22 protein-coding genes and 1 pseudogene are annotated in these 23,000 nt (G+C 43.6%); 18 read left to right on the top strand and 5 right to left on the bottom strand.

Features of this window, described 5'->3' with window-relative positions:
- Window positions 1-524 (bottom strand): DUF92 domain-containing protein (locus tag F6K53_RS26815; RefSeq protein ID WP_293082727.1); only part of this gene is annotated, 524 nt, incomplete at its 3' end.
- Window positions 525-1,001: 477 nt separating this feature from the next.
- On the opposite strand from F6K53_RS26815, the gene F6K53_RS26820 reads away from it, so the two are divergent.
- The 5 genes from F6K53_RS26820 (at window position 1,002) to F6K53_RS26840 (ending at window position 5,074) form a co-directional block, all read left to right on the top strand.
- The gene (locus tag F6K53_RS26820) at window positions 1,002-1,208 is read left to right on the top strand and encodes a hypothetical protein (protein ID WP_293070028.1); all 207 of its coding nucleotides are present in this window, start codon (window positions 1,002-1,004) and stop codon (window positions 1,206-1,208) included.
- Window positions 1,162-1,593 (top strand): VOC family protein, encoded by a 432-nt coding sequence (locus F6K53_RS26825; RefSeq protein WP_293018997.1) that lies wholly within the window; start codon window positions 1,162-1,164, stop codon window positions 1,591-1,593. The genes F6K53_RS26820 and F6K53_RS26825 overlap by 47 nt, the downstream gene beginning before the upstream one ends.
- Window positions 1,594-1,774: 181 nt before the next feature.
- Complete coding sequence (locus tag F6K53_RS26830) at window positions 1,775-1,933, top strand: hypothetical protein (protein ID WP_293070030.1); 159 nt, start codon at window positions 1,775-1,777, stop codon at window positions 1,931-1,933.
- A gap of 497 nt (window positions 1,934-2,430) precedes the next feature.
- Window positions 2,431-3,720: a glucose-1-phosphate adenylyltransferase gene (locus tag F6K53_RS26835; protein WP_293019000.1), complete on the top strand. Its 1,290-nt coding sequence runs from the start codon at window positions 2,431-2,433 to the stop codon at window positions 3,718-3,720.
- A gap of 328 nt (window positions 3,721-4,048) precedes the next feature.
- The gene (locus F6K53_RS26840) at window positions 4,049-5,074 is read left to right on the top strand and encodes a DnaJ C-terminal domain-containing protein (protein ID WP_293082740.1); all 1,026 of its coding nucleotides are present in this window, start codon (window positions 4,049-4,051) and stop codon (window positions 5,072-5,074) included.
- Between the two features lie 103 nt (window positions 5,075-5,177).
- Here F6K53_RS26840 and F6K53_RS26845 read toward each other — a convergent pair whose 3' ends face one another.
- Window positions 5,178-5,723, bottom strand: a complete 546-nt coding sequence (locus F6K53_RS26845) for a redoxin domain-containing protein (protein WP_293030349.1) — start codon at window positions 5,721-5,723, stop codon at window positions 5,178-5,180.
- An 899-nt stretch (window positions 5,724-6,622) separates the two neighbouring features.
- On the opposite strand from F6K53_RS26845, the gene F6K53_RS26850 reads away from it, so the two are divergent.
- Complete coding sequence (locus F6K53_RS26850; RefSeq protein WP_293070034.1) at window positions 6,623-6,967, top strand: AAA-like domain-containing protein; 345 nt, start codon at window positions 6,623-6,625, stop codon at window positions 6,965-6,967.
- Window positions 6,968-7,104: 137 nt separating this feature from the next.
- Here the strand turns inward: F6K53_RS26850 and F6K53_RS26855 are convergent.
- Window positions 7,105-8,119: pseudogene (locus F6K53_RS26855) on the bottom strand (transposase).
- Between the two features lie 206 nt (window positions 8,120-8,325).
- On the opposite strand from F6K53_RS26855, the gene tmk reads away from it, so the two are divergent.
- The 4 genes from tmk to F6K53_RS26875 all read left to right on the top strand — a co-directional run bounded on the left by tmk (window position 8,326) and on the right by F6K53_RS26875 (window position 12,058).
- Window positions 8,326-9,012 (top strand): dTMP kinase, encoded by a 687-nt coding sequence (tmk, locus tag F6K53_RS26860; protein ID WP_293030355.1) that lies wholly within the window; start codon window positions 8,326-8,328, stop codon window positions 9,010-9,012.
- Window positions 8,982-9,950, top strand: coding sequence for a DNA polymerase III subunit delta' (gene holB, locus F6K53_RS26865; RefSeq protein ID WP_293082730.1), 969 nt, complete (start codon window positions 8,982-8,984; stop codon window positions 9,948-9,950). The genes tmk and holB overlap by 31 nt, the downstream gene beginning before the upstream one ends.
- 467 nt (window positions 9,951-10,417) lie before the next feature.
- Window positions 10,418-11,020, top strand: a complete 603-nt coding sequence (locus F6K53_RS26870) for a peroxiredoxin (RefSeq protein WP_293025041.1) — start codon at window positions 10,418-10,420, stop codon at window positions 11,018-11,020.
- A 273-nt stretch (window positions 11,021-11,293) separates the two neighbouring features.
- Window positions 11,294-12,058: a hypothetical protein gene (locus F6K53_RS26875; protein WP_293025039.1), complete on the top strand. Its 765-nt coding sequence runs from the start codon at window positions 11,294-11,296 to the stop codon at window positions 12,056-12,058.
- A gap of 107 nt (window positions 12,059-12,165) precedes the next feature.
- Here the strand turns inward: F6K53_RS26875 and F6K53_RS26880 are convergent, their stop codons facing one another.
- The gene (locus F6K53_RS26880) at window positions 12,166-13,281 is read right to left on the bottom strand and encodes a geranylgeranyl reductase family protein (RefSeq protein WP_293025037.1); all 1,116 of its coding nucleotides are present in this window, start codon (window positions 13,279-13,281) and stop codon (window positions 12,166-12,168) included.
- Window positions 13,282-13,713: 432 nt separating this feature from the next.
- Here F6K53_RS26880 and F6K53_RS26885 point away from each other — a divergent pair, with 432 nt between their 5' ends.
- The 8 genes from F6K53_RS26885 to rd all read left to right on the top strand — a co-directional run bounded on the left by F6K53_RS26885 (window position 13,714) and on the right by rd (window position 21,030).
- Entirely contained in the window at window positions 13,714-13,881 is a 168-nt protein-coding gene (locus F6K53_RS26885) for a hypothetical protein (protein ID WP_293082733.1), read from the top strand.
- Between the two features lie 360 nt (window positions 13,882-14,241).
- Window positions 14,242-14,511 carry a transcriptional coactivator PipX gene (pipX, locus tag F6K53_RS26890; RefSeq protein WP_293025033.1) on the top strand — a complete coding sequence of 90 codons (270 nt, stop codon included), beginning with the start codon at window positions 14,242-14,244 and terminating at the stop codon, window positions 14,509-14,511.
- A gap of 437 nt (window positions 14,512-14,948) precedes the next feature.
- Complete coding sequence (locus tag F6K53_RS26895) at window positions 14,949-15,536, top strand: cell division protein SepF (RefSeq protein WP_293025031.1); 588 nt, start codon at window positions 14,949-14,951, stop codon at window positions 15,534-15,536.
- 68 nt (window positions 15,537-15,604) lie between these two features.
- A complete protein-coding gene (proC, locus tag F6K53_RS26900) occupies window positions 15,605-16,429 on the top strand; it encodes a pyrroline-5-carboxylate reductase (protein WP_075900396.1) in 825 nt (274 codons plus the stop codon).
- A gap of 444 nt (window positions 16,430-16,873) precedes the next feature.
- A complete protein-coding gene (locus F6K53_RS26905; RefSeq protein WP_293025029.1) occupies window positions 16,874-18,328 on the top strand; it encodes a hypothetical protein in 1,455 nt (484 codons plus the stop codon).
- A gap of 137 nt (window positions 18,329-18,465) precedes the next feature.
- A complete protein-coding gene (locus F6K53_RS26910; protein ID WP_293025027.1) occupies window positions 18,466-19,809 on the top strand; it encodes a lipid II flippase MurJ in 1,344 nt (447 codons plus the stop codon).
- Between the two features lie 18 nt (window positions 19,810-19,827).
- Window positions 19,828-20,772 (top strand): sulfotransferase, encoded by a 945-nt coding sequence (locus F6K53_RS26915; RefSeq protein ID WP_293025025.1) that lies wholly within the window; start codon window positions 19,828-19,830, stop codon window positions 20,770-20,772.
- Between the two features lie 96 nt (window positions 20,773-20,868).
- Window positions 20,869-21,030: a rubredoxin gene (rd, locus tag F6K53_RS26920; RefSeq protein ID WP_293025023.1), complete on the top strand. Its 162-nt coding sequence runs from the start codon at window positions 20,869-20,871 to the stop codon at window positions 21,028-21,030.
- Between the two features lie 201 nt (window positions 21,031-21,231).
- Here rd and F6K53_RS26925 read toward each other — a convergent pair whose 3' ends face one another.
- Window positions 21,232-22,740: a DNA phosphorothioation system restriction enzyme gene (locus F6K53_RS26925; RefSeq protein ID WP_293025021.1), complete on the bottom strand. Its 1,509-nt coding sequence runs from the start codon at window positions 22,738-22,740 to the stop codon at window positions 21,232-21,234.
- Window positions 22,741-23,000: the final 260 nt, after the last annotated feature.

The raw sequence follows: 23,000 nt of genomic DNA on the forward strand, positions 1-23,000 counted from the left end.
ACTCCAGCTAGGGTTCCCTCAAGACTTACAGCTCCTTCTGTTCCCCGGGCTACTGGCTGTAAGGTAGTAATCAGGAAAGTCCGTTTGCCGTAAGCCTTACCCACCTCACTGGCAGTGGTATCGGACAACTTAGTAGCAAAACTAGCGACATAGCCCAGTAACAATAACTGCTGGTAAGGAGCATCCACCACTAGGGTACCCAAAGCACAAATCGCTCCAGTAAGTGCTGAACCCCAAACATTCTCTGGTCCCCTAGCACCGGAACGCTTTTCCGCAATTCCTGCCGCTTCCTTTTGCGCCATACCAATGCGGGTGACACCAGACCCTACCAAAAAGTAAAATCCAACTACTGTGTAACCTGGCCAACTCAGAGTACCCCAAATCAGTACCCCTAATATCCAAGCGTGGACGATCCCAGCAGGGGTGAGTAACTTTTTGGGAGCAATCCATACCATGGCTAGGAAAACTGTGTTCACTCCAACAGCAACTAGCCAAGGATTTAAAGAAAGAATATCATCAAGCATAGCAAAATAGTTATATTGGTAATTGGTAATTGATAATTGCTCTAGCAGTTATCAATTGGGTGAGGTACAAATTACTGGGTTTTAGGGAGTAGGGAGTAGGGAGTAGGGTTATCGGGCGAGGGTATGGGGAGAATGCTAAAAAATCCTGTGTACCTCATCAGTATGAGAATTGCTAGAAGTGGTAATTAGTAATTGGTAATTGGTAATTGTGATTGCTTCTGAGCCATTACCCCACTACTCATTGCCTATTCCCCATTATCCAAAAAACCAACAACAAAGCACACTACTGAAGCAATCGGATACCAGATTAGTTCAGATTCTTGAATAAAGTTGAATTTATTCAAAACCTTGGCCAAAAGGCCACGCGTGCGCGTTCAACCTACCCTACAAGAGATCCCTGGGCAAGAACAACCTTAAACATTCAACCTTCAAAACCTTGGCCAAAAGGCCACGCGTGCGCGTTCAACCTTCAAAACCTTGGCCAAAAGGCCACGCGTGCGCGTTCAACCTTCAAAACCTTGGCCAAAAGGCCACGCGTGCGCGTTCAACCTTCAAACTTTAAAACCTTGGCCAAAAGGCCACGCGTGCGCGTTCAACTGTCAAAACCTTCAACAGTTTTCCCTTCAAACCAAAACTTATGAAACCAGTGCTATTTCATCTCGCATTTCCCGTTACCGACATTGAGCAAACTAAAGTTTACTACGGTGATGGACTTGGCTGCGAAATCGGTAGAGAATCTCGCCATGCGGTGATTCTGAATTTATACGGTCATCAACTCGTGGCTCACCTAACCAAAGAACCCCTGACACCTCAGCGGGGTATTTATCCTCGACATTTCGGGTTAGTTTTTACATCCCTGGCTGATTGGGAAGCCTTACTTTCCCGTACTCAACAAAAAGAATTACCCTTCTACGAGCAACCCAAGACTCGCTTTCCCGGTCAACTTACAGAGCATCGCACCTTTTTCCTCCAAGATCCATTTTATAACTTAATGGAGTTTAAGTTCTACTCTGATGGTTCAGCAATTTTTGGTGGACGTGAGTTGGCAGAAATTGGCGATCGCGTTTAATCCAAATCCTTTTCAGCAATTCTAAAACAGGGAAAAAACCCAAGAAGGGTTGATTAACAGGAAGGTTGATAAAAGTAGAAAAAACCCCTTACTCAGTAAGGGGTTTTTTCTGCTAAGCTCACTGGAACTACTGATACCAAGTCCCTATAACTTCCACAGGCATAAACTGTGCTTTGGATCTGTGACGGTGCGGGTTATAGATGATGGCACTCCTGAAGGTGTTCACCCCGGCACCATCACTCACACTGTTACAGCCACAGATGACGAAACCAACTATCCCGAAGATACTGAACTTACTCCTGTCACCCTTGAAATTACCGATAATGACCCAGGGTCATAACTTGAGCTGATTGAGAATCACAACTAGCCCCCCAAAACAGCGGGGGGAGAAGAGTAACGTTTGCTATAGTGATTCAAAATGTTTAGTTAGTTATCTATAGCAATAGCTAGTACCAATTGCTAATTAGGGATAGCTGCATCAGAATTGGCTTCGGGTTTGGGTCTATAGGAATTGGCTAAAGGGATTCCGGACACCCACTGGTATAGGTATCCATCTGAGTTATCCATCCTCTGGCAATACAAATGCCCGACCGGGTTTCAATTTGTCTTAAAACCTTTCCCCAATTAATTTGACCCAGCGATTTTATTCTCTTCCCCTTGACCTACTACTGTTCACCGGGAAAGTACCGAACTTACTGTGGCGCTAACTAGGGATTTTACATAGACTTCTCGAAAACTTTGCATTTATAATAAAGTACTGGCTTAGCCCCCTTGAAAACTGCCCCAAACCGATCAGAGACTGGAGTTGTTCAGGCATGAGCCTTTCAGAGGTGTTTTGTGAAAAAAGTTTTAGGAATCATTCTCGGCGGTGGTGCAGGAAGCCGCTTATATCCACTAACCAAGCCCCGGGCTAAACCAGCGGTGTCATTGGCAGGCAAATACCGGTTGATCGATATTCCTGTCAGTAACTGCATTAATTCTGAGATTTACAAAATCTATGTCCTAACCCAATTTAACTCAGCATCTCTCAATCGCCACATTACCCGTGCCTATAATTTCTCTGGCTTGACAGAAGGGTTTGTTGAAATTTTACCAGCCCAAAAAACTGCCGAAAACCCAAGCTGGTTTCAGGGAACAGCAGATGCGGTTCGTCAGTATCTCTGGTTATTTGATGGCTGGGATGTTGATGAATACCTAATTCTATCCGGAGACCACCTCTACCGGATGGACTATCGGTTATTTCTCCAACGTCACCGGGACACTAGAGCGGATATTACTCTGTCGGTTGTGCCTATTGATGAGACACGGGCATCTAGCTTTGGCTTGATGCAAATTGATGATCGGGGCAAGGTGATTGACTTTCGCGAGAAACCCACAGGGGAATTGCTCAAACAAATGCAAGTGGATACTACTGTGCTTGGGCTTACACCAGAACAAGCCAGAAATAGTCCTTATATTGCTTCTATGGGGATTTATGTCTTTAGTAAAGCAGTGATGAAAGAACTCCTCGAAGCTAATTCTGAGCACACAGACTTTGGTAACGAAGTTATCCCAGCCTCGATGCAAAAGTATAACATTCAAGCTTATTTATTTAATGATTATTGGCAAGATATCGGCACTATTGAGGCATTCTACAATGCTAACTTATCCCTGACTCGTCAACCTAAGCCATCCTTTAGCTTTTATCAGGAAGATGCTCCGATTTACACCAGGGCTCGTTATCTACCGCCCTCAAAGCTTTTAGACTGTCGGGTAACAGAGTCAATCATTGGGGAAGGGTGTATTCTCAAAGACTGCCGCATTAATAACTCGGTATTGGGATTGCGATCGCGAGTGGAAGCTGGAACAGTTATCGAGGACTCTTTAATTATGGGGGCTGACTACTATCAATCTTTAACAGAACGTCTATCAGCCCAAGAACAAGGCCAAGTGACTTTAGGGATTGGTAAGGATACTGTTATTCGTCGTGCAATTATCGATAAAAATGCTTGTATCGGTAACAATGTCAAAATATTCAACAAGGATCGTGTAGAAGAAGCCAACTGCGAAAGCGAGGGATTTTATATTCGTAATGGCATTGTTGTAGTGCTCAAAAATGCCGTAATTCCCCATGGAGCCGTGATTTAGTCCTATGGGGTGGAAACGGTAAGTTCATCTACATCAAAATTAGGCGCTAGGCAAACTTACCCTAGGGATAGGGATTAGACATGCTTAGCCTAGGCATTAATTACTACAAGCATTAGCCTAACACCTTGCTACCGAAGACCTTGCCCTAACCCTGAAAACAGCCTTGACAGAGTATTTAACATGTACGGAAATTGCGATCGCACCAGTGAGGAAGAACCGAACTAAGTTTAGTTGAAACCTTTGTTACCCTAGCGTTGAGGTAGATAAACCATAATCCAAGGGCAATAACTTACCCGTTACGATCTTAGACGATTAGGAGAAACTCTTGATGGCTGCGACCGACTTCAAAGACTATTACTCCATCCTAGGAGTCAGCAAAACTGCTAGTGCTGATGACATTAAAAAGTCCTTTCGCCGTTTGGCCCGGAAGTACCACCCAGACCTGAATCCTGGGGACAAACAAGCCGAGGCTCGCTTTAAGGAAGTCAATGAAGCCTACGAAGTGTTATCTGACTCGGACAAACGGAAGAAATACGATCAATTTGGTCAGTACTGGAAGCAAGCGGGACAAGGATGGTCTGGTGGTAGTGGAGTCGGTGTTGATGTTGGTGGCTTTGATTTTAGCCAGTACGGCAGCTTTGACGAGTTCATTAATGAATTGTTAGGTCGCTTTAGCACTGGTGCGCCCGGTGGTGGAAGCAGAAGTAGTCATAGCTACTCCTACCGTACAAGTACTTCTAACTCTAATGGGTTTAATGATTTTGGTGGTTTTAGTGGCTATAGCAGCACCTCAGGCTTTAACAACACTACGGGAGCAAGTGCTGACCGGGAAGCAACCATTAGCCTCAGTTGGTCTGAAGCCTTTAATGGTGTCCAAAAACGTTTCAGCCTAGGTAGTGAAACTATAACTGTTAGGATTCCCCCTGGTGCCAAACCCGGTAGTCGTATTCGGGTGCGAGGCAAGGGTCAGGTCAACCCTCTGAATCAGCAAAAGGGAGATTTGTATTTGAAAGTAGAACTCAAATCTCACTCTTTCTTTGAGTTCGATGGTGAGAATCTGGTTTGCGAAGTGCCAATCACACCAGATGAAGCCGTTTTGGGTGGGTCAATCGACGTACCAACTCCAGATGGCTCTGTGAGTATGAATATTCCTGCTGGTATTCGTTCTGGTCAATCTCTGCGGTTGCGGGGTAAAGGCTGGTCTTTACCTAAGGGTGGACGTAGTGATCAGTTAGTGCGAATTACGATAGTAACTCCGAAAAACCTCACCAATCAGGAGCAGGAGTACTATGAAAAAATCCGTGAAAGTCGCCGCTTCAATCCCCGGAGTCACTTGTCCCAAGTTCGACTATGATTATATCTAGCAGTTCTCAATTGGGTGAGGGACTTACTAGGAGTGGGTTAATGGGAGTAGGGAGTAGGGAGTAGGGAGTAGGGGTAAGACCATTGACTTTACCTCATAAGAGGGTATCGATGGCATTTAACAGTGTCTCTACTTCAGCATTTGAATTGAGAAAAGAAAATAGATGTTGAAAGCGGAGTTTTCCTAGCTGATCTAAAAGAAATTGGCCAGGTAGGGGAGCACCCAGTGCTTGACCAAGGTTATAGCCGCGAAAGGTGCCACAGTTGGGGTCGCTCAGAAGTGGCATTCGTAAACTGAGATCGTTAACAACTTGTTGGCTTTGCCTGATATCTGTACTCGTAATCATTAACACCTCAACTCCTTTCTCAGTGAAACGTTGGTAGTTCTCATTGATGTTTTTGATGTGAGGGAAGCACAGGGGACAGTAATGCTTTTCTGTGAAAATTCGGGTGAATGCCAAGATGACCGGTTGTTTACCCTGATAATCGGATAATTTGGTCTGACGGTTATTGGTAATATCTGGTAGCTCAAAATCAGGTGTCCTTGCTCCGAGTTGTAGGGCGTTAGTTGCTGGTACAGGCACAAAATTGTGGAAGAAGCGCTGATTGATTAAGCCACTAAAGTTAAGGTCTGTGAGCATCAGGGGTTCAATTGTCCTAGACAGGGAATAGTTTATGGTTACTGTTATAGTTTACCTGTAGGCACCCTTAACTGTGGCTAGTTCAGGCAAAGAAGGGCGATCGCTACCCATAAACCACCAGGACTTATAGCAGTTTGCACTTAACTTAGTTACAATAACAACAATAATAAAAAAATTTTGTTATCTCTTCTTTAGTCAAAAAATTACAACAATCAACTAGAGCTTGTTCTAACTCATCTCTAGTCATGGGGACTAAAGAACGCAAATAGTTTTTCAAAATAAACAAAAATTTTTACAAAGTAAGTTTTAAAACTTCCTGGGGGGCGATAATGAAGGCTATAAAGCCTACTGGAGAAGGAAAGCAGCTCTCACACATTGGCGATAATAGTGATGTTTATGGGGATATAAAGAGATAAATTATTGCATTAACTATTCTAAAAAAACAAAAAAACAAAGCAAGTAAATTAATTATGTTTAAACAGAACGATAAAAAAATTACTATGTCGTTTGTATAATATTTGTTTTTAAGTGGTACTATTTACATAGTGAGACACCTTTATGTTTGCCGTTATGACCTAAAAAAAATGCCCAACTATAGTCTAAATTAATTTATATTGGTGCGCATTACCTAGGCGATGGAATGCGCACCGCAATAAAATAATAGAAACAAGTCGGTCATTATTGAATTTAGTATCTTCCATACTATATCCTACTCTTTTTAGATATCGGAACATTCTTTCAATAACTCTATACTTGGTGATAAGACTTGTTTTTGTTCCTCCAAGCTACTGCTGCATTTTTTTGGTAATAATTCAGGGCGTTGCATAATTTTGTTGTCAACAAATAAAAATTATTGACAATAGCCTCCGATTTTTCCGGAGGCTATTTCCTTAAACCCCTTGTCATACCTGATTTTTCCCCCTAATTGTCGCCCCTCTAGGCAGCTTGCTCTCTATCACTTGGCTTGCCAAAACCTTAGCCTAGAAAAAATTCTTGAGCAAGCACCTACTGGAGAGGGAATTTCTAGGGTTCATCTGCTGCTAAAATTAACTAGACTTAGGCAAAATCATGAGTTAGCCAGTTTCTTCAACAAGGTGATTCAAACCGATAGAGGTGTTGAGTTAGATTCAATTTTAATCAATAGATTAAAGAATCTAGGTTTGATAACCTTTGACGGGAATCACGTCATGCCAAGTTGTGATTTATATCGTCAGTATTTCTTAGCACAGCTTAATGAGAAGTAATTTATAGCCAAGCTAATTGGAACCGCTGAATGCCTGAGCTTGTTCAACCCATGGTTTAAGCTGTAGGCTATCAACATCAGGACTTACGCAACTGGCACAACTAATGGTGGGGCTAGAGCACGGCGAGAGTGTAATAACTAAACTATAGACATAGTAATGTCGGGACGTTTTAGTTGGTTAATTAAGTAATTCGAAAAGAGTCCATGCTTAATTTGATAAATTGTTTGACCACTTTTATAAGCTAAATTTTTGAGTCTGAGCCAAACTAAAATAGCACAAGCAATATGGTTTCTTTGAATACGACCCTTGCGACATTGACATGATTCAATACCAGTCAATTGTTTTAATTCTCGATGAAACTCCTCAACCTTCCATCGAACCTTACACTCTTTTTGTACAACGTCCGTAGAATTCTGAGATAAATCGTTTGTAGCGATAAAATCCGTTTTGTCGGTGGAGACACTTACCCGGAAAAGTTTCACTTTTTTGGAGCCGGGAAATTTTTTAATTTTTACTAGTTTCCCGGAGTTTAATTCTTTCTCATCCCAAACTAATGATTCAATTCTTTGATAATCTTCGGGAATTGCCAGTATCATCCACAAGTCGATTCCGTTTGAGAGGACAATAATAATATTTTCTCAAACCTTCGATATATAACATTATTTTATTTGTGGCATACCAACTGTCCATCAATACAGTTCTAAATGGCAAATCCTTAGAATAGACAAGGTTTTGGAGCATATCCAAAACATGTTCTATTTTTGTCTTACCATCCCGTTCTGGGTCATAAATACGATAGTCTACTACCCAAAACTTTTTGGTTTCGTGATTGACATATATACAATTTATTAATCCAATTCCTTGGATTATACCATGGGAATTACCACTATATTGTCGTTTACTTATCTCTATTTTTCTAGAGTATCGTTTATCAATTACTGTGTCATCAAAAACTAGATAGGCTTGCTCATTTATTTCAATTAAGTCTTTGACATTATCCCACAGTAAGCGTGGGGTCAACTTCTCATTTTTTAGATAACGGTTAATTTGATCATGGCTAATCTGCTCTAAATGTTCGGCTAAATTGGTGAGAGTATAATTGAGGTGGCTACTTAATAAGTATTGACAATAGTTAAGTTTAGTAAATTTCATCACTAACTGAATTTTTTAAAGCACCCTCCTCTAATTTTATCAGAAAAATTAAAAAACGAACGACCATTAATTACTATTACTAATCTGAAAAAGGGCTGATCACAGACGTAGCTTAATATAGTACTTTAGTACTATATTAAGCTATCCACTGTGCCAGTTGCGTAAGTCCTGAACATGTTTATGCATGAGTAGTAAAGGAGGTAGGCTTGAGCGGTAAGCTAATTGTTTTCGAGGGAGTGGAAGGTGGTGGTAAAACTACCCAACTACAGCGATGCTCAAATTGGCTTCGAGCTAGTGGCTTACAAGACTGTCTAGGTACTTTGGATCAAACCATGCCCGTTGTTGTAGTCACTAGAGAACCGGGGGGAACATTATTAGGCACTAAGGTTCGCCAACTGCTACTGGATAAAGATTCCTCACCGATTCACCCTCGGGCTGAACTTTTACTCTATGCTGCTGATCGGGCTGAACATGTTGAAGAGTTGATTAAGCCACAGTTAGTCAACGGAGCAATTATCTTATGCGATCGCTACACGGATTCGACAATTGCCTACCAGGGTTATGGGCGAGGTATTGACTTGAAATTGATCGAGGAGCTTAATCAAATTGCTACCGCTGGACTGGAAAGTGACCTCACCCTGTGGCTGGATATTGATGTCGAAATTGGTCTGGAACGGGCGCGACAGCGGGGAACCGTTGACCGCATGGAGCAAGCTGACTTAGCATTTCACCGACGAGTGCAGCAGGGATTTCAGGAGTTGTATCAACAAAATCCCCATCGGATTGTTCGGGTAGATGCTAGCTACAGTGAGGAGGAAGTCCATAATTCCATTCAGAAGATTTTCCGTGAACGGTTTAAATCATGGTTCCAGGAGCGTTCGACTTTATCCTAGGGCAAGACCAAGCGATCGCATTATTGCACGGAGCAATTACAACCAACCGCATTGCCCCTGCCTACCTGTTTGCCGGTCCATCTGGGGTGGGGCGGAGTCTGGTAGCACGGGCTTTTATTGAACAGTTGTTTTGTCAAGGTATCCCCGCTGATGGGCAAGTCTCAATTAAAAAACGACTTATTCAGGGCAATCACCCAGATGTATTGTGGGTAGAGCCAACCTATCTCCACAATGGTATACTTGTTTCTGCTACAGAGGCTGTCCAAAAAGGAATTCAGCGTCAGGCACCCCCCCAAATTCGGTTGGAACAAATTCGGGAAATTGCTCGGTTTCTGAGTAATTCTCCTCTAGAAGCATCGCGCAAGGTGGTGGTACTAGAGCAGGCAGAAACTATGGCAGAGCCAGCAGCCAATGGTTTGCTGAAGACTCTCGAAGAACCAGGAAACGCTACATTGATAGTGATCGCACCTAACACTGAATCTTTGTTGCCGACCCTAGTGTCTCGCTGTCAGCGGATTCCATTTTATCGCCTGGGGCCCGAAACTATGACAACAGTGCTGCGGCAAACCGGTCATCAACAGATTTTACAGGAACCATCAGTACTCGCCATTGCCCAGGGAAGTCCGGGGGAAGCGATCGCTGCTTTTGAGCAACTCAAAGCCATGCCTCCAAACTTACTTACCCAACTTACCCAGTTACCCCACACATCCCGTCAAGCATTGGAACTGGCAAAGGAAATCGACAACAAGCTGGATACCCACACTCAGCTTTGGTTAGTGAAGTATTTACAACACTGCTACTGGCAATCACACACTCAACCAGACATGATTAAAAAGCTAGAGCAAGCTCGGCGATACCTGCTCAGTTATGCTCAACCGCGATTGGTTTGGGAGGTAACCCTGTTGGAATTGAGTATTCTTGAAGGATCAAGGATTTAGGATCAATTATAAAGTCGCAATTTTAAACGATGAAGTGGAAAATATCAAGGATAAAATAGGAAGGATCAAGGATAAGGTGGAAAGGATCAAGGATAAAGCTCCATCAAGTATTTTCTAATACTGGATATTTAGGTGCGCTCTTACCATTAAGAATTAAATTCGCGTGATTGTCGCACCTGAAGAAAACCCTACTAATCAAAATCGTTATGACTATGATATATTTGTAAAGGTTCGTAAATAATCAATTAGATTTGATACCATTTGTGTGGTTGGTTACAGATCATGGTCTGACCATGAAAATCGGATATTGGGTAGATAATTTTCTTATCCATGAACTCCCTCTCAAGATGTATGTATTTAGCCAGCACTTTGAGAAATAGTATGGGTAGCACGGTTTGAGGTGACCACCACTTGATCAGCAATCTGTAGCCAACTGACACCCTACACACTTTAAGGAGCATAACTATATGACTACAACAGAAGGATGTCTCCGGGTAGGCCAACTGGCTCCCGACTTCACGGCCACTGCTGTATTCGAGCAAGAGTTCAAGACAATTAAACTGTCTGACTATGGTGGTAAATACGTCGTTGTGTTTTTCTATCCCCTAGACTTCACTTTTGTTTGTCCTACCGAAATTACTGCATTTAGCGATCGCTTTGAAGAATTCAAAGAACTAGGCACCGAAGTCCTTGGCGTCTCTGTTGACAGCGAATTCTCTCACCTGGCTTGGATTCAGACTGACCGCAAGAGTGGTGGTGTAGGCGATTTAGCTTATCCTCTGGTTTCTGATATCAAAAAAGAAATCAGCACAGCTTACAACGTTCTTGACCCGGAAGCCGGTATTGCCTTGCGTGGTTTATTCATCATCGACAAGGAGGGCATAATCCAGCACGCTACTATCAATAACCTCTCCTTTGGTCGTAGCGTTGACGAAACCCTGCGTACCTTGAAAGCGATTCAATACGTTCAAGCTCATCCCGATGAAGTTTGCCCAGCAGGGTGGCAACCAGGTGACAAAACTATGAACCCTGACCCTGTTAAATCAAAAGTTTACTTTGCTGCGGTATAACCGAATCGCAAATATCTCAGCCCTCCTACCTTGAAGACGGAGCTTTAATACTGGGAAATTGATTGGGTATAATACCTCTTCAATTTCCCATTAACATTATGGGAACATTTTGACCGAAAAATTGGGGACTGTGAGGGGTGAGGTGCTATAGATACGGGGTTAGCCTTACCCCTGACATCAACTTGCTTGAGCAACGCGAAACCGACATATAGTGAGTAAGGAGGAGTGTTAATCCATTGAATCAACAAATGGCGCTGCCTGGGAGGAAGTATAATGTCAGAAGAGCAAAAACAGCAGCCAGAAGCGGCAAATGATGAACCAATTCAAACGCCGCCGACACCATCAGTGACAGATAAATCCGAAGACAGCTTGGAAACAACAAGTCCATCGCCTCAGACAACTGGCAAGGGAAAGTTATCGTCTTCTGAGCCTAAGTCTGGATTAATGAATCGCTTGCTGCCGATTCTTAGTACTCTTGGCCAGTTTTGGGATGGCACCTTAAAAAAAGTCCGCTCCTTGCTACCGGCAGCTTGGAATGAAAAACTGTCTGATTGGATGTTGACTGGTGCGATCGCAAGCGTGGTAGTAGTCATTCTATGGACAACACTAACGCTTCTACCAAAGACACCAGCACAGGTGGCACAAGTTCCTGCTGATACCATTAATTCTCCACAAAATTTGGAAGTTCCTCAGGAATCACAACTGGTGGAATCGGAACCCATACCCACACCAGAGTTAACTCCTGAACAAAGCCTGATTGTCGCAATTCAAAATCAAATTGCCGCTATTACCGCTCAGTACGGTAATGACCTGATTCAAGCAATTGAGGCGAACTTTCTCAGAAGTATGCTCTTGGTCAAGGTAAATGATGAGTGGTACCAACTCAACGATGCTCAGCAGAATACCTTAGCTCAAAGGATGCTGAGTCAGTCTCAAGAATTAGACTTTAGCAAGTTGGAAATTACTGACCTAGAGGGAAAGTTACTTGCCCGTAGTCCTGTGGTGGGGTCAAGTATGGTCATTTTTACCCGACATTAATGGTATTATCTGTTGACGGTTGAGGGTTGACAGTCAAGCGTCCACCCTCAACAACCCCAACTATTTACGTGATAAGATACCAGAAAAGATTAATTATCCTATCACCATTATCCCCCGCTTAATGGGTTCAAGCGCTTCATGGCACGATTTACTACTTCGGAGTAGCGTAATTGCCCACACAGAATGTTGAGCATGATTTGAGTAGCAACGGGTTTTTTAACGCCGACTTTGTACCCAATTCCGGGAAAGCTGTAGAACGCACCAGCGAGCTTAGCAGCCCAACTCATATCAGTTCCCCGTTCTTCCTGCATCACCTGGGTATAGTTTTCTAAGGCATCAGCTTGACCTGCCAAAGCTTGTTGAATGGCCTCAGCTGCTTTCATCCCACTAAACATGGAGGGTCGAATTCCCTCAGCAGTCATGGGATCCACCACACAAGCAGCTTCCCCAGCTAATACAGCATTTTGTGTATGGAGCTTCTCCTGACCTTCCCAGACACAGATGGCACCTTCGTGCTGTTGACAGCTACTCAGGTCTAAGCCGGATTTCTCCGCATAACCTTTGACTATCTTTTGGATGTCTTTGAGGTCACCACCCCGTAAGGAGCCAAGACCAATGGAGTAGCCTTCGGCTTTAGGAATATTCCAGATAAAGCCATTTTTGACCTGACCAAAGTCAAAATGGATCTCCTTACTATTAGTGTCCGATTTTGGCACTTCTAGGGCTAATGCTAAACGTGACTTACGTTCTTTGAATCCCAACCATTTTGCCATCGGTCCAGTAGCACCGTCAGCTGCAATCACATAGCGACCTTCCACAGTCCCATTGACAGTGTTGACCTGCCAGTGGTCTCCCTTAAACTCTACCCCTGTAACTGCTGTATTATCTCGAATTTCAGCACCTTGTTTTTGGGCTTGTTGGATGAGATAGTGATCGAAAACATCTCGTTGCACCATCCAAACCGGTTCTTGAGTGTCCAGTTTCACCTCTACTGGATCATCCATTTTCCAGGTGTAGCGTACACTCTCAGCTTTTAGAGATATGACAGGTGTAAAGTCGAAATCAAACCACTGTTGCACTTGTGGGGAAACCGCACCACTACAAGCTTTGTACCGGGGTAAGGATTCTTTTTCTAGAACCACCACAGACTTTCCAGCTTTAGCCAGGTGATAAGCAGCAGTTCCACCAGCCGGTCCCGCACCAACGATTATGCAGTCAAACATTATGTTTCTACTTTACTCCTCAAAGATTTATCGATTGAAGTTCACAGACTAACAGCCCAGTGTGTCAGCCTACTATCCAAATTGAGTGACCAAATTGAGTGACCAATTTACCAGGACTTACTCACGCTTGATGCCCAGCAATTGAGACAAAGTAACATGGACAATTGTAAAATCACTATCAATTCATAATAATGACCCTACAAACATTGCAGGGTCGAGATTAGGCTATTAGCAAAATGCTTACCCTTAATCAATAACATCCTGAAAACGCCTAATCAGTTATTATCTGGATGCACCTCTATACTGATAGTTTTTGTCTCTTGTTCATTCAATTTTTCAGTCATTAGACTCGTTAATCCGGATAGTTTGTTGGCTAATTACTAGGGGAATCATTAGCTTATAGAACCATTATCGACCTAGAATTTTTGAAACATGTGGATTTCTGAGCAATCTTTATTAAAGTTTCACGAAGTCACCGCCAAAACTATTGCCAAAACTATTGCCAAAACTATTAGTGTATTTTTTTCCTCCCCATCCTCTTTCCCTATGGGATTCTTATCAATCCTCAGTCTATCTCAAATCTGTTGGTATCGGTATTGAGCAGTTCAACCAAGGTAGGGGAGATGTATTTATGTAAGATTTGGGTAGACTTAGTGAGTTAGATCAGATTGCCATGATCTTAGAAATCTTATGGTGTCAGAAACAATATGACCCAATCCCCTAATTGTTCTCCCTGGCAAACTCAAATCCACTAATCAAGCTATTATCTCTATAACTTGGTTAAAGTCTTTAGGAATTGTTAGGGTCTTGGTGACTCCTAGTGTGACCTGAATTAACTAATTAACCAAAACCCCTGGCATAATACCACTAACCTGACTAAGGAAAAGTAAGTCATGGCAATGACTTATTTGACCCAAATCAGACTGTTCGGTGCTCAAGTACCGCCTAGTATGGATTTTGATGAGTTCTGAAAACTACCTCCATCACCCCAATTTTGGTCTACTGTTTCGAGTTTGCATTGTTGAAGAACAACAAGAGTTGTTCACTACGATCTATGCCCAGAGACTTTTCTTTTTGGTGAAAAGTACCACCAATGGTATTGCCTTTGAGCCAATCAGTCGTTCTGAGGCTCGGCTGTTGGTAGAAAATCGCCTTCGCTTACTTAGGCGCAGTGGTTCATCGGCTGACTATGAGCAGCTTCGGATTATCCATCAGCAAACCTTCCAATAAGTTCCATTAGGAAACCCGTTCGGGTTAATTGGGAGACTCTTTGGAGCCGGACAAGGTGAATGGGCTGATATTACCGCCAGAAGTAGGTATAAACGATGATTGTGAGGGTTTTCTGAAATTAGGTTATGGCTAGAGCCAAGTAATGGGGTAGTATATACCCAACCACATCCATCATCAATATTGCCCTCTTATATATAATGGCATAACCTTCTGCTAAGTGTTTGTTTCCACAACTACACCCCAAGCAGAAGGCAGATATATATTCTATATTGATAACCTTGTGGTGTTCTCAAGGGTGAAAATTATTAAGTAAGCTTATGGGGTAAGTTAGACTGTTTACGTTCTAGTCTAAGCATCTACTCAAGACTGCTGCCCTAGAGAAGGTCGATTATCGGTTTTGCAGAAGCTTACACTAAAGTTGTGATGGAGAGTTGACTATGAGCGGTATTTTTAATAAACTGCGCGATTTCGTCGGTCTGAATGAGCCAGTGGAATACGAATACGAATATGAAGATATGGAGGGGGATGCTTACCCAACTCCCTACCCACAAGAGCAACCGGTGCAACCGCCACCAGAGGAGGAACGTCCGACAAGACGTCGTTCTCGGGAGCGGACAACGGTATCAGAAGCAGGCGTAGGGCCATCTCCGATCAATAATGTGATTGGCATGCCTGGAGCAGCCAATGGGATTTCAGAGGTGGCAGTGATTGAACCTCGTTCGTTTGAAGAAATGCCCCAAGTGATTCAGGCACTGCGGGAACGGAAGTCGGTGGTCTTAAACCTGACTATCATGGATCCAGACCAAGCACAACGAGCGGTGGACTTTGTGGCTGGTGGGACTTACGCTATTGATGGTCATCAAGAGCGTATTGGTGAAAGTATTTTCTTGTTCACACCAAGCTGTGTTCAGGTAAGTACTCAGTCTGGTGTGATTCATGAGATACCTACTCCCCAAGTCCCTAATCCCCGTCAGACAGCTCCGTCACCAGCCTGGGGTTCTGAGCCAGATCAGATGGCTCAGTAAGCGTCAGGACTTGACAAGTGTATAGTGTTTCATGAATAACATTAATAGTTGAAAAGAGAGGTGTTGGGTTGCCTATAAAACTTGGCATAATTGGTGGCGGTGTCATGGGAGAAGCCCTCCTATCCCGTCTACTTGCCCAACAACTTTACCACCCTGATCAGGTCTTGGTGAGTGAGCTGCTGGAGCAGCGCCGTGATGGTTTGGCGCAAAAATACGGCATAAGGGTCACTGCCAATAACCAAGCGGCAGCGGCAGCATCAGAGGTTTTGTTACTGGCAATTAAACCTCAGGTATTTGAAGCGGTAGCGGCAGAACTGGGAATGGGTAGAGGTGACAACGGTCACAGCTTAGGAACGTTGCCAATGGTGATTTCAATTATAGCTGGAGTGCCTCTGGAACGACTGGAAACCGCTTTTGCCTCCCAGCCAGTGATCCGGGCAATGCCTAATACTCCTGCAACAGTTGGGGCAGGAATCACAGCCCTAGCGGCCGGAAAATGGGTATCGCCTGATCAAATGGAGCAAGCAAAGACAATTTTTAGGGCTGTTGGTGAAGTAGTTGAGATTCCGGAACACCTGATGGATGCGGTGACCGGTTTATCTGGGTCAGGCCCAGCTTATGTGGCGATTTTGGTGGAAGCCCTAGCAGATGGGGGCGTGGCAGCTGGATTACCCAGAGCGATCGCATTACAGTTGGCCCTGTCTACAGTATTGGGGACAGCCCAGCTGTTACAAGAAACTCAAATGCATCCAGCTCAATTGAAGGATAAGGTGACTAGTCCTGGGGGAACCACAATTGCTGCGATCGCTAAGTTGGAGAAGGCTGGTTTTCGATCAGCTTTGATTGAGGCGGTTTTAGGGTCTTATCAGCGTTCTCGGGAGTTGGGAGGTTGAAGATTGGAAGTTGAAGGTTGAACGCGATTGCGTGGCCTTTTGGCCAAGGTTGAAGGTTGAAGGTTGAAGGTTGAAGGTTGAAGGTTGAAGGTTGAAGGTTGAAGGTTGTTAACCCTTGGCTTCCCTTGTAGGGTAGGTTGAACATGGATCAGAACTGATTGATCAAGTGAATTTTAAGATCGATTAGGCTAGGCCGTTGTTAGTTGGTCTTGGCTAACCCCATCTGCATCTGTAGTATTATGGGGGTGTGATTTCAATGGGCAAAAAAAAACTATTGTGGGCGTCATCTAATTCTGTCATCTAGTTCTATAATAATAGCAGCTAGAGGATTTATCCCACTGGTCAAAATTGTTTAAAAGCACGGTATCTGAACTACAATCACAAAATATTCATAATTTAGTCTGAATGTAAATTTGTGGACTGCATCTATTCTGATCACAGACGATGACAGAATCTTCAATTCCGATTCGAGCCTTACCAAAAGCACGCCAACGTTCTCGACCCAATGGGTTGAAATGGTTTTCCTACATAAGTTTGGGGATTTTGAGTAATGCTGCTATTTTGGGTTTAGCTTTTTTTGTGCTCGAGCAAATCCCTCCAACTTACACCAGTAAGGCAGCAGCAATTATACCTGGTGTGGGTTCTCAAGGATCTGTTCAACTCCCTGGAGTCGGTCAAGCTTCCTCCAATCCAGGTGAGAAGTCTCCTTACGGATATCTTTTAAAGGTAGATCCACGAGAAAACTACCAGTATATCGCCATGAGTGACGTCGTATTAACTGAAGCTGCTGCTGCTGTTAATACCTCAGTCAAAGATTTTGAAGAGTTTGCCAAGCCAAGGGTTTCTTTGGATAGAGGTACCACTATCATAGAATTTGAAGTGGATGGCAAAAGCAAACTGGAAGCTCAGCGAAATACTCGGGCTTTTTATCAAGCCTTAGTCAAGCGGATTGATTACTTGAGAGCAGAAGAATCAGCTCGTCAGGATAACAAGACGTTGTTAGCGTTAGACTCTGCTAATAGTAACTTAAAAAAAGCCCAAACAAAGCTTTCTCAATTCAAAAAGAATTCACCGCTCAAAATTTCTGAACAAATCAAGAACCTTTCAGAAGAAGTAGAGAGCTTGCGAGTGGAGCGTGCTAATTTATTGGCTCAGCAGCAAGCGGCTACCTCTGGATTAAGGCAGCTAGAAGCTAACCTAAGGTTGTCAACTGACCAAGCAGCCGATGCTCTGATGCTTCAGGATGATGAAGTCTTTAAAAAGCTTTGGCAAAACTATAGCGATATCAGCGCTAACCTAACGATACTCAATACTCAATGGACACCAAATAGCCCTCAGGTGATTAATCTCAAAGCTAAGAAGCAAGCGGCGCTTGAGGCATTACTTGCTCGTAGCCAACAGCTATTGGGCAAGCGGATGGATCTTCAACGTTTGGATAATCTCAATTTAGGCTTAGATGCCCAGACAGGTCGAGCAAATCTGGCACAAGTGTTAATTAACCAGAGAGCTCAACAACAGGGACTAACCGGTCAAGTTAACACCTTGGCAGAACAAATTGCTCAGCTAGAGTCTAGACTTCAGACGTTGATTGAGAAGCAGTTAACCCTGACTGAGCTTGAGCGAGAGGTGCAAATCTCTGAAGCTATATTTACGGCGAAGTCGGCTCAATTAAACTTGAATAAATCGGATCATGCTACTGCTTATCCAACCCTGCAATTGTTAGTAGAGCCGAACTTACCGAAAGAACCTGTTGGTAATACCAAAAAAACGGTGATGCTGGGGGCTGTGGCGCTTTGCCTGTTAATTACAACTGGGCTGGTTATCCTGGCCTGGGAAAAACCGAGTTCTAAGACAGACGCTCCCAAAGATTCCACTCCGGTACTTCAACCCGAGTCTTAAACTAGTAAATTCAAAAGCACCAACAATTTGGATCTACCAACAATTTCGTAATTTTTGGATACTACCAGCACGGACAACCAAAAGGGAAAAACTCCAAGTCTGCTACCTTAATCAGGTCTATGCAGTAAGTAATAGCAATGAACCTATCCAACCGTATAATCAAAGGCTGGAAATCTCCCACGCTGCGAGTGATGTCTCTGACCTTCTTGGGTATGCTACTGGCGTGGGTTGCAGACATTTTGATGGCGGCGAAACTGGGGACTAGTCAAACCACAGATGCCTTGATTGTTGCCCTGAGCTTACCACGACTAATTGATACCGTGAGCCGGGAGGGAACCAGACAAAGCTTGGTTCCAATGTTCATGGAGCGCCGAGATGCTCTGAGTCTCAGGGAATATCATCGCTTGGTCAGTGGCATTGTCAACTTAGCTTTAGTACTCGGTGTTAGTCTAACTATTCTGTTGGAAATTCTAGCGCCATTGATTATAACTGGGTTAGCCCCAGGATTTTCCCCAGAGGGTAGAGCACAAGCAACGTTTTTATTTCGGGTCTGTGCGCCAATGGTTTTGTTTGCTCCTGGGATTGCGGTCTTTAGTGTAATCCTCAACAGCCAAAGGCGCTTTAGTGCGGTAGCTCTGCGGAATGCGATCGCACCAGGTTTCGTAGTGGCTGCCATTGGGTTGGCATGGCATCAGTCTAGTATTGCTCTGTGGATAGCGTACGCTTATACCTTGGGATTTGGTGGATTCTTTGTGCTGGTATTTCTAGATGCTTTTAAAGCGGGACACCAGCATCAATGGTTGGCCTGGGCTGGCAAAGATGACCTCCTGCGTCTGTGGCAAGCAGGTTCTTTACCCACTATCGGTTTTGTTATTAAGCTCGCATCTAATCTAGTCAAGAGCCAGATGCTGCCTTCCTTAGTAGCAGTTGGTGGGGTGTCCACATTCTACTTTGCGATTCGGATCGTCTCCGCTGCTCAAACGATTATTGGTGTCAGTATTGCTACCACCAGCTTGCCTGCCATGACAGAGCATGACTTAGCTGGGCATAAATCCCGGTTGGGATCGGCTTTGCGCAAAAACCTGACTAAAACCCTATTAGTAAGCTTACCTGCAGTACTTTTCATTGTGGTATCCCATGGGGAAATCATTCGTTTGCTATACGGACATGGTTCTTTTGAAGCTACCTCTATTGAGCAGACGTCTCAAGTGTTCTTGTGGTTAGGGCTGTCGTTGGCATTTATTTCTCTAATCCCCGTGCTTGAAGCTGGCTTGTATGCTCAGAGAGCTTATGGTTTGGTTGTCTGGAGTATGGTGACTATGGCATTTGTAGGGGTTGCTCTGAGTTGGTTATTTTGGCAAGTTTGGGGATTGATTGGTATTGCTATGAGTTGGCCTGTTATGGCTCTTATCTATGTGATACTTATCATCTATCTACTCCATCAAAAGGGTGTTTCTGTCCTCACCAACCATCCTAGTTAATCAGGGTTAATAAACTCTATGAATAGTTCAAGTATTAAACAGCACGCTTACTTGATTATTGGAGGCACGACAAAAGCGGCAACAACATCACTATTTTATTACCTAGCTGATCATCCTCAAGTTTGTACCTCTAACCTCAAAGAAATTCGCTTCTTTTTGGATAAAGATTATCCGGAAGCTTCCAACTATCGATATGAAGATGGTCTAGAAAAATATGATGATATTTTCCGTTATGCTCAGTGTTACCATTGCGAAAAAATTCGGATGGAGGCAACACCAGACTATCTTTACTCATCAGGGACACCCCATAAAATCAAACTATCTCTACCAAATGTAAAACTTATATTTATCCTAAGGGAACCGGTTTATCGCTTAATTTCTTGGTATAAGTTTGCTAAACAGAAAGAGTATATTCCTCAAGATATCAGCTTTGATAACTATGTTAACCAGCAATTAATTAATGATAATTTTTATCACGAAAATACCTATACCTATATGCGTTCCCTTGAGCAAGGACGTTATTCTTTCTACTTAAAGCCTTACTTTGACTTATTCGGCTCCGATAGAATTTATGTAGATTTTTATGAAGAATTATCCCGTAATCCCAAATCTGTGCTTGAAAAAATCTGTGGATTTGCAGGAATTGATCCCAGCTTCTATGGGGATTATCTCTTTAAAGTATATAATCCCAGCAAGGCAGTAAAAAATTGGTGGTTTCACCGGAATTATGAGCAGTTTTTAAAGTCGATGCGTCAATATACACAAGACAAACCCATTCACAAAGTTTTAAGGAAAATTCGACGGTCGCTCGATCCGATCTATTTACGCCTTAACGTGCAGCCTCAGGAAAAAGTGTCGATTTCACCAGCTATCAAAAATGCTCTTACTAAGTATTATAAACAGGAAGTTACAGCATTGGAAGAACTGCTTGGTCGCTCAGTTCCATGGGAGTCATGGAATTAATTATATAAAAAAACAATAACAAAGAACACTACCGAAACAACGGCACACGATATGATCAGACTGATGAGAGAAGAACACTAATTTAGGTCAATATCCATGAAGAAATATGTCTGTACCGTTTGCGGCTATGTATATGACCCAGAGGTAGGGGATCCAGATAGTGGCATTGCACCGGGAACACCCTTTGAAGATATTCCAGATGACTGGGTATGTCCGACCTGTGGGGTGAGTAAGGAAGATTTTGAACCGGAAGATTGACAATCGTTTATTGTCGTAATCGGTGACACTGCCACCGTGTCTTGATGCAGCGCGGTCATGGGGGAAACCACGCCAGTTGCTCATGGGGGGAACCCCCAAGACCGCACTGGCTCCCCAAGACCGCGCTGCATCGCTTTTTTTGATCAAAAATCATGGGAGGCCAGAAAAACTGGTCTCTTAGAAAAATCGCTTTCTTGGGAATTAGCAATCTGGCACTCCATAGCGCTGCTGAATTTCCAGCAATTTTACCCTGGCCTCCCCAGCATTATCGGCCAACTCAGCAAACTCCAAAAATCGCTTCAATTCCTTTTTCAACAAACTCCGTTCCACTTCCCAAGTTTCTCGTCCTAAATCTGGGGGCAAAACAATCATGTCAAATAACGTTGCCCGTTCCTTACCTGGGTGCGGTCGCAACACTCGCCCTCGCCGCTGAATAAATTGCCGGGGATTGCTACTACTTGCCAGAATTACCGCCGTTTCAATGGATGGAATATCCACCCCTTCATCCAAACATCGAATTGCTACTAACCCCTGCAACTCCCCCCGCTCAAATTGACGACGTAATTCCTCCCGTTCTGCCAACGGTGTCTGAGCAGTGTAGGTGTTGACCCGATAGCCCAGTTGAGAACCTAATAACTGGGTTACTGCTGCTAACTGACGGTTGCTTTCATTACTCACTTGCCCATCTACGGAACCATCCCCACAATAAAACAAGGTATGGTAGGTGTTGAGACGCTTAGCCATTAACCGCTGCAACGCCCTTAACTTGTTAGCAGCCGCCCCAACTAACCGAGCTCGTTGCATCAATAACGATGTTAAAGTAGTGTCATTTTCTATATCGTCTGCTTCCCCTAATGCCCAACCAATCCGTTGAGTTAATCTAGCATAGGCAATATTTTCCGCCTCTGTTAATTCCACGAACACCGGATAGTATAGGTAACGCACTAGCGCTCCTTGGTGAATCGCATCGGCTAAGGTCAGTTCTGGTTGTAATACTGAACCAAAATAGTCAAACAACGCTTCTGTGCCAGCTTCATCAAAATACCGTTCCGGTGTAGCTGACAGAGCAAGGCGCAGTCCAATGTTACGGGGTAAACTCTTTTCGATGCGGGTAGTCCCCAAATTATGGGCTTCATCTCCCACTATCAGGGTTTTATCAGGAAAATACTTCAGCTGAGACTGGAAACCATCCTTAATCAGGGTAGAATTGGTAGTGATTATGGTAATAAACGATTGTTTCCCAACCTGGAGGTTGTATAGCTGGGCAGACAGTTGACTCTGCCAACTGTAGACACTCTCGAAGGCTAAGATCGGTTCGAGATTAAAGTGTTCGCATTCTCTTGCCCACTGAGTAACCAAGTGGCGGTAAGGGCAAACCACCAGCAACACCTGTAAGCCGATTTTTTGATACAGTTCCGTTGCGATCGCTAAAGCAGTAATCGTTTTACCACTACCCGTTGCCATTTTCAGGGTTCCTCGTCCCCGATGGGCAAACCAATTGGCCACCGCTTGCCGCTGATACTGCCGCAACTGAATATCTGGTGGTATCCTAGGGCATCCCTTGGGTGAGTGAGTCTCAAAGGAGAGCGGTAATTGGTAAGCTCCCCCCGATTCAGCTACTTTGATGTTACGGGAGGGCTGATAGTATCCTCGTGCTGCTACACTTTCCCAGTCCACTGATACCATGAATGGGAATTTGTTCTTCCTCATTGGTCATTGGTCATTTGGTATTTAATAATTGGTAATTGGTAATTGGTATTTAGTATTTGCTATAGCATTTTTATTTTAGTTGTGAACATAGGATTAAATTAAAAAGGGAGCAGGGAGCAGGGAGTAGGGAGCAGTAGGAAAGAGATTGGAAGATTTTTTGGTGTTATTAAAAATCAGCAATATTGTTCGTGTCCTATTTATAAATCCTAGATTTCCTAGTTGCTATTTTCTAGTTGCTATTTTCTAGTTTACTGGATCCA

It is taken from the genome of Moorena sp. SIO4A1, assembly GCF_010672065.1.
Taxonomy (GTDB): Bacteria; Cyanobacteriota; Cyanobacteriia; order Cyanobacteriales; family Coleofasciculaceae; genus Moorena.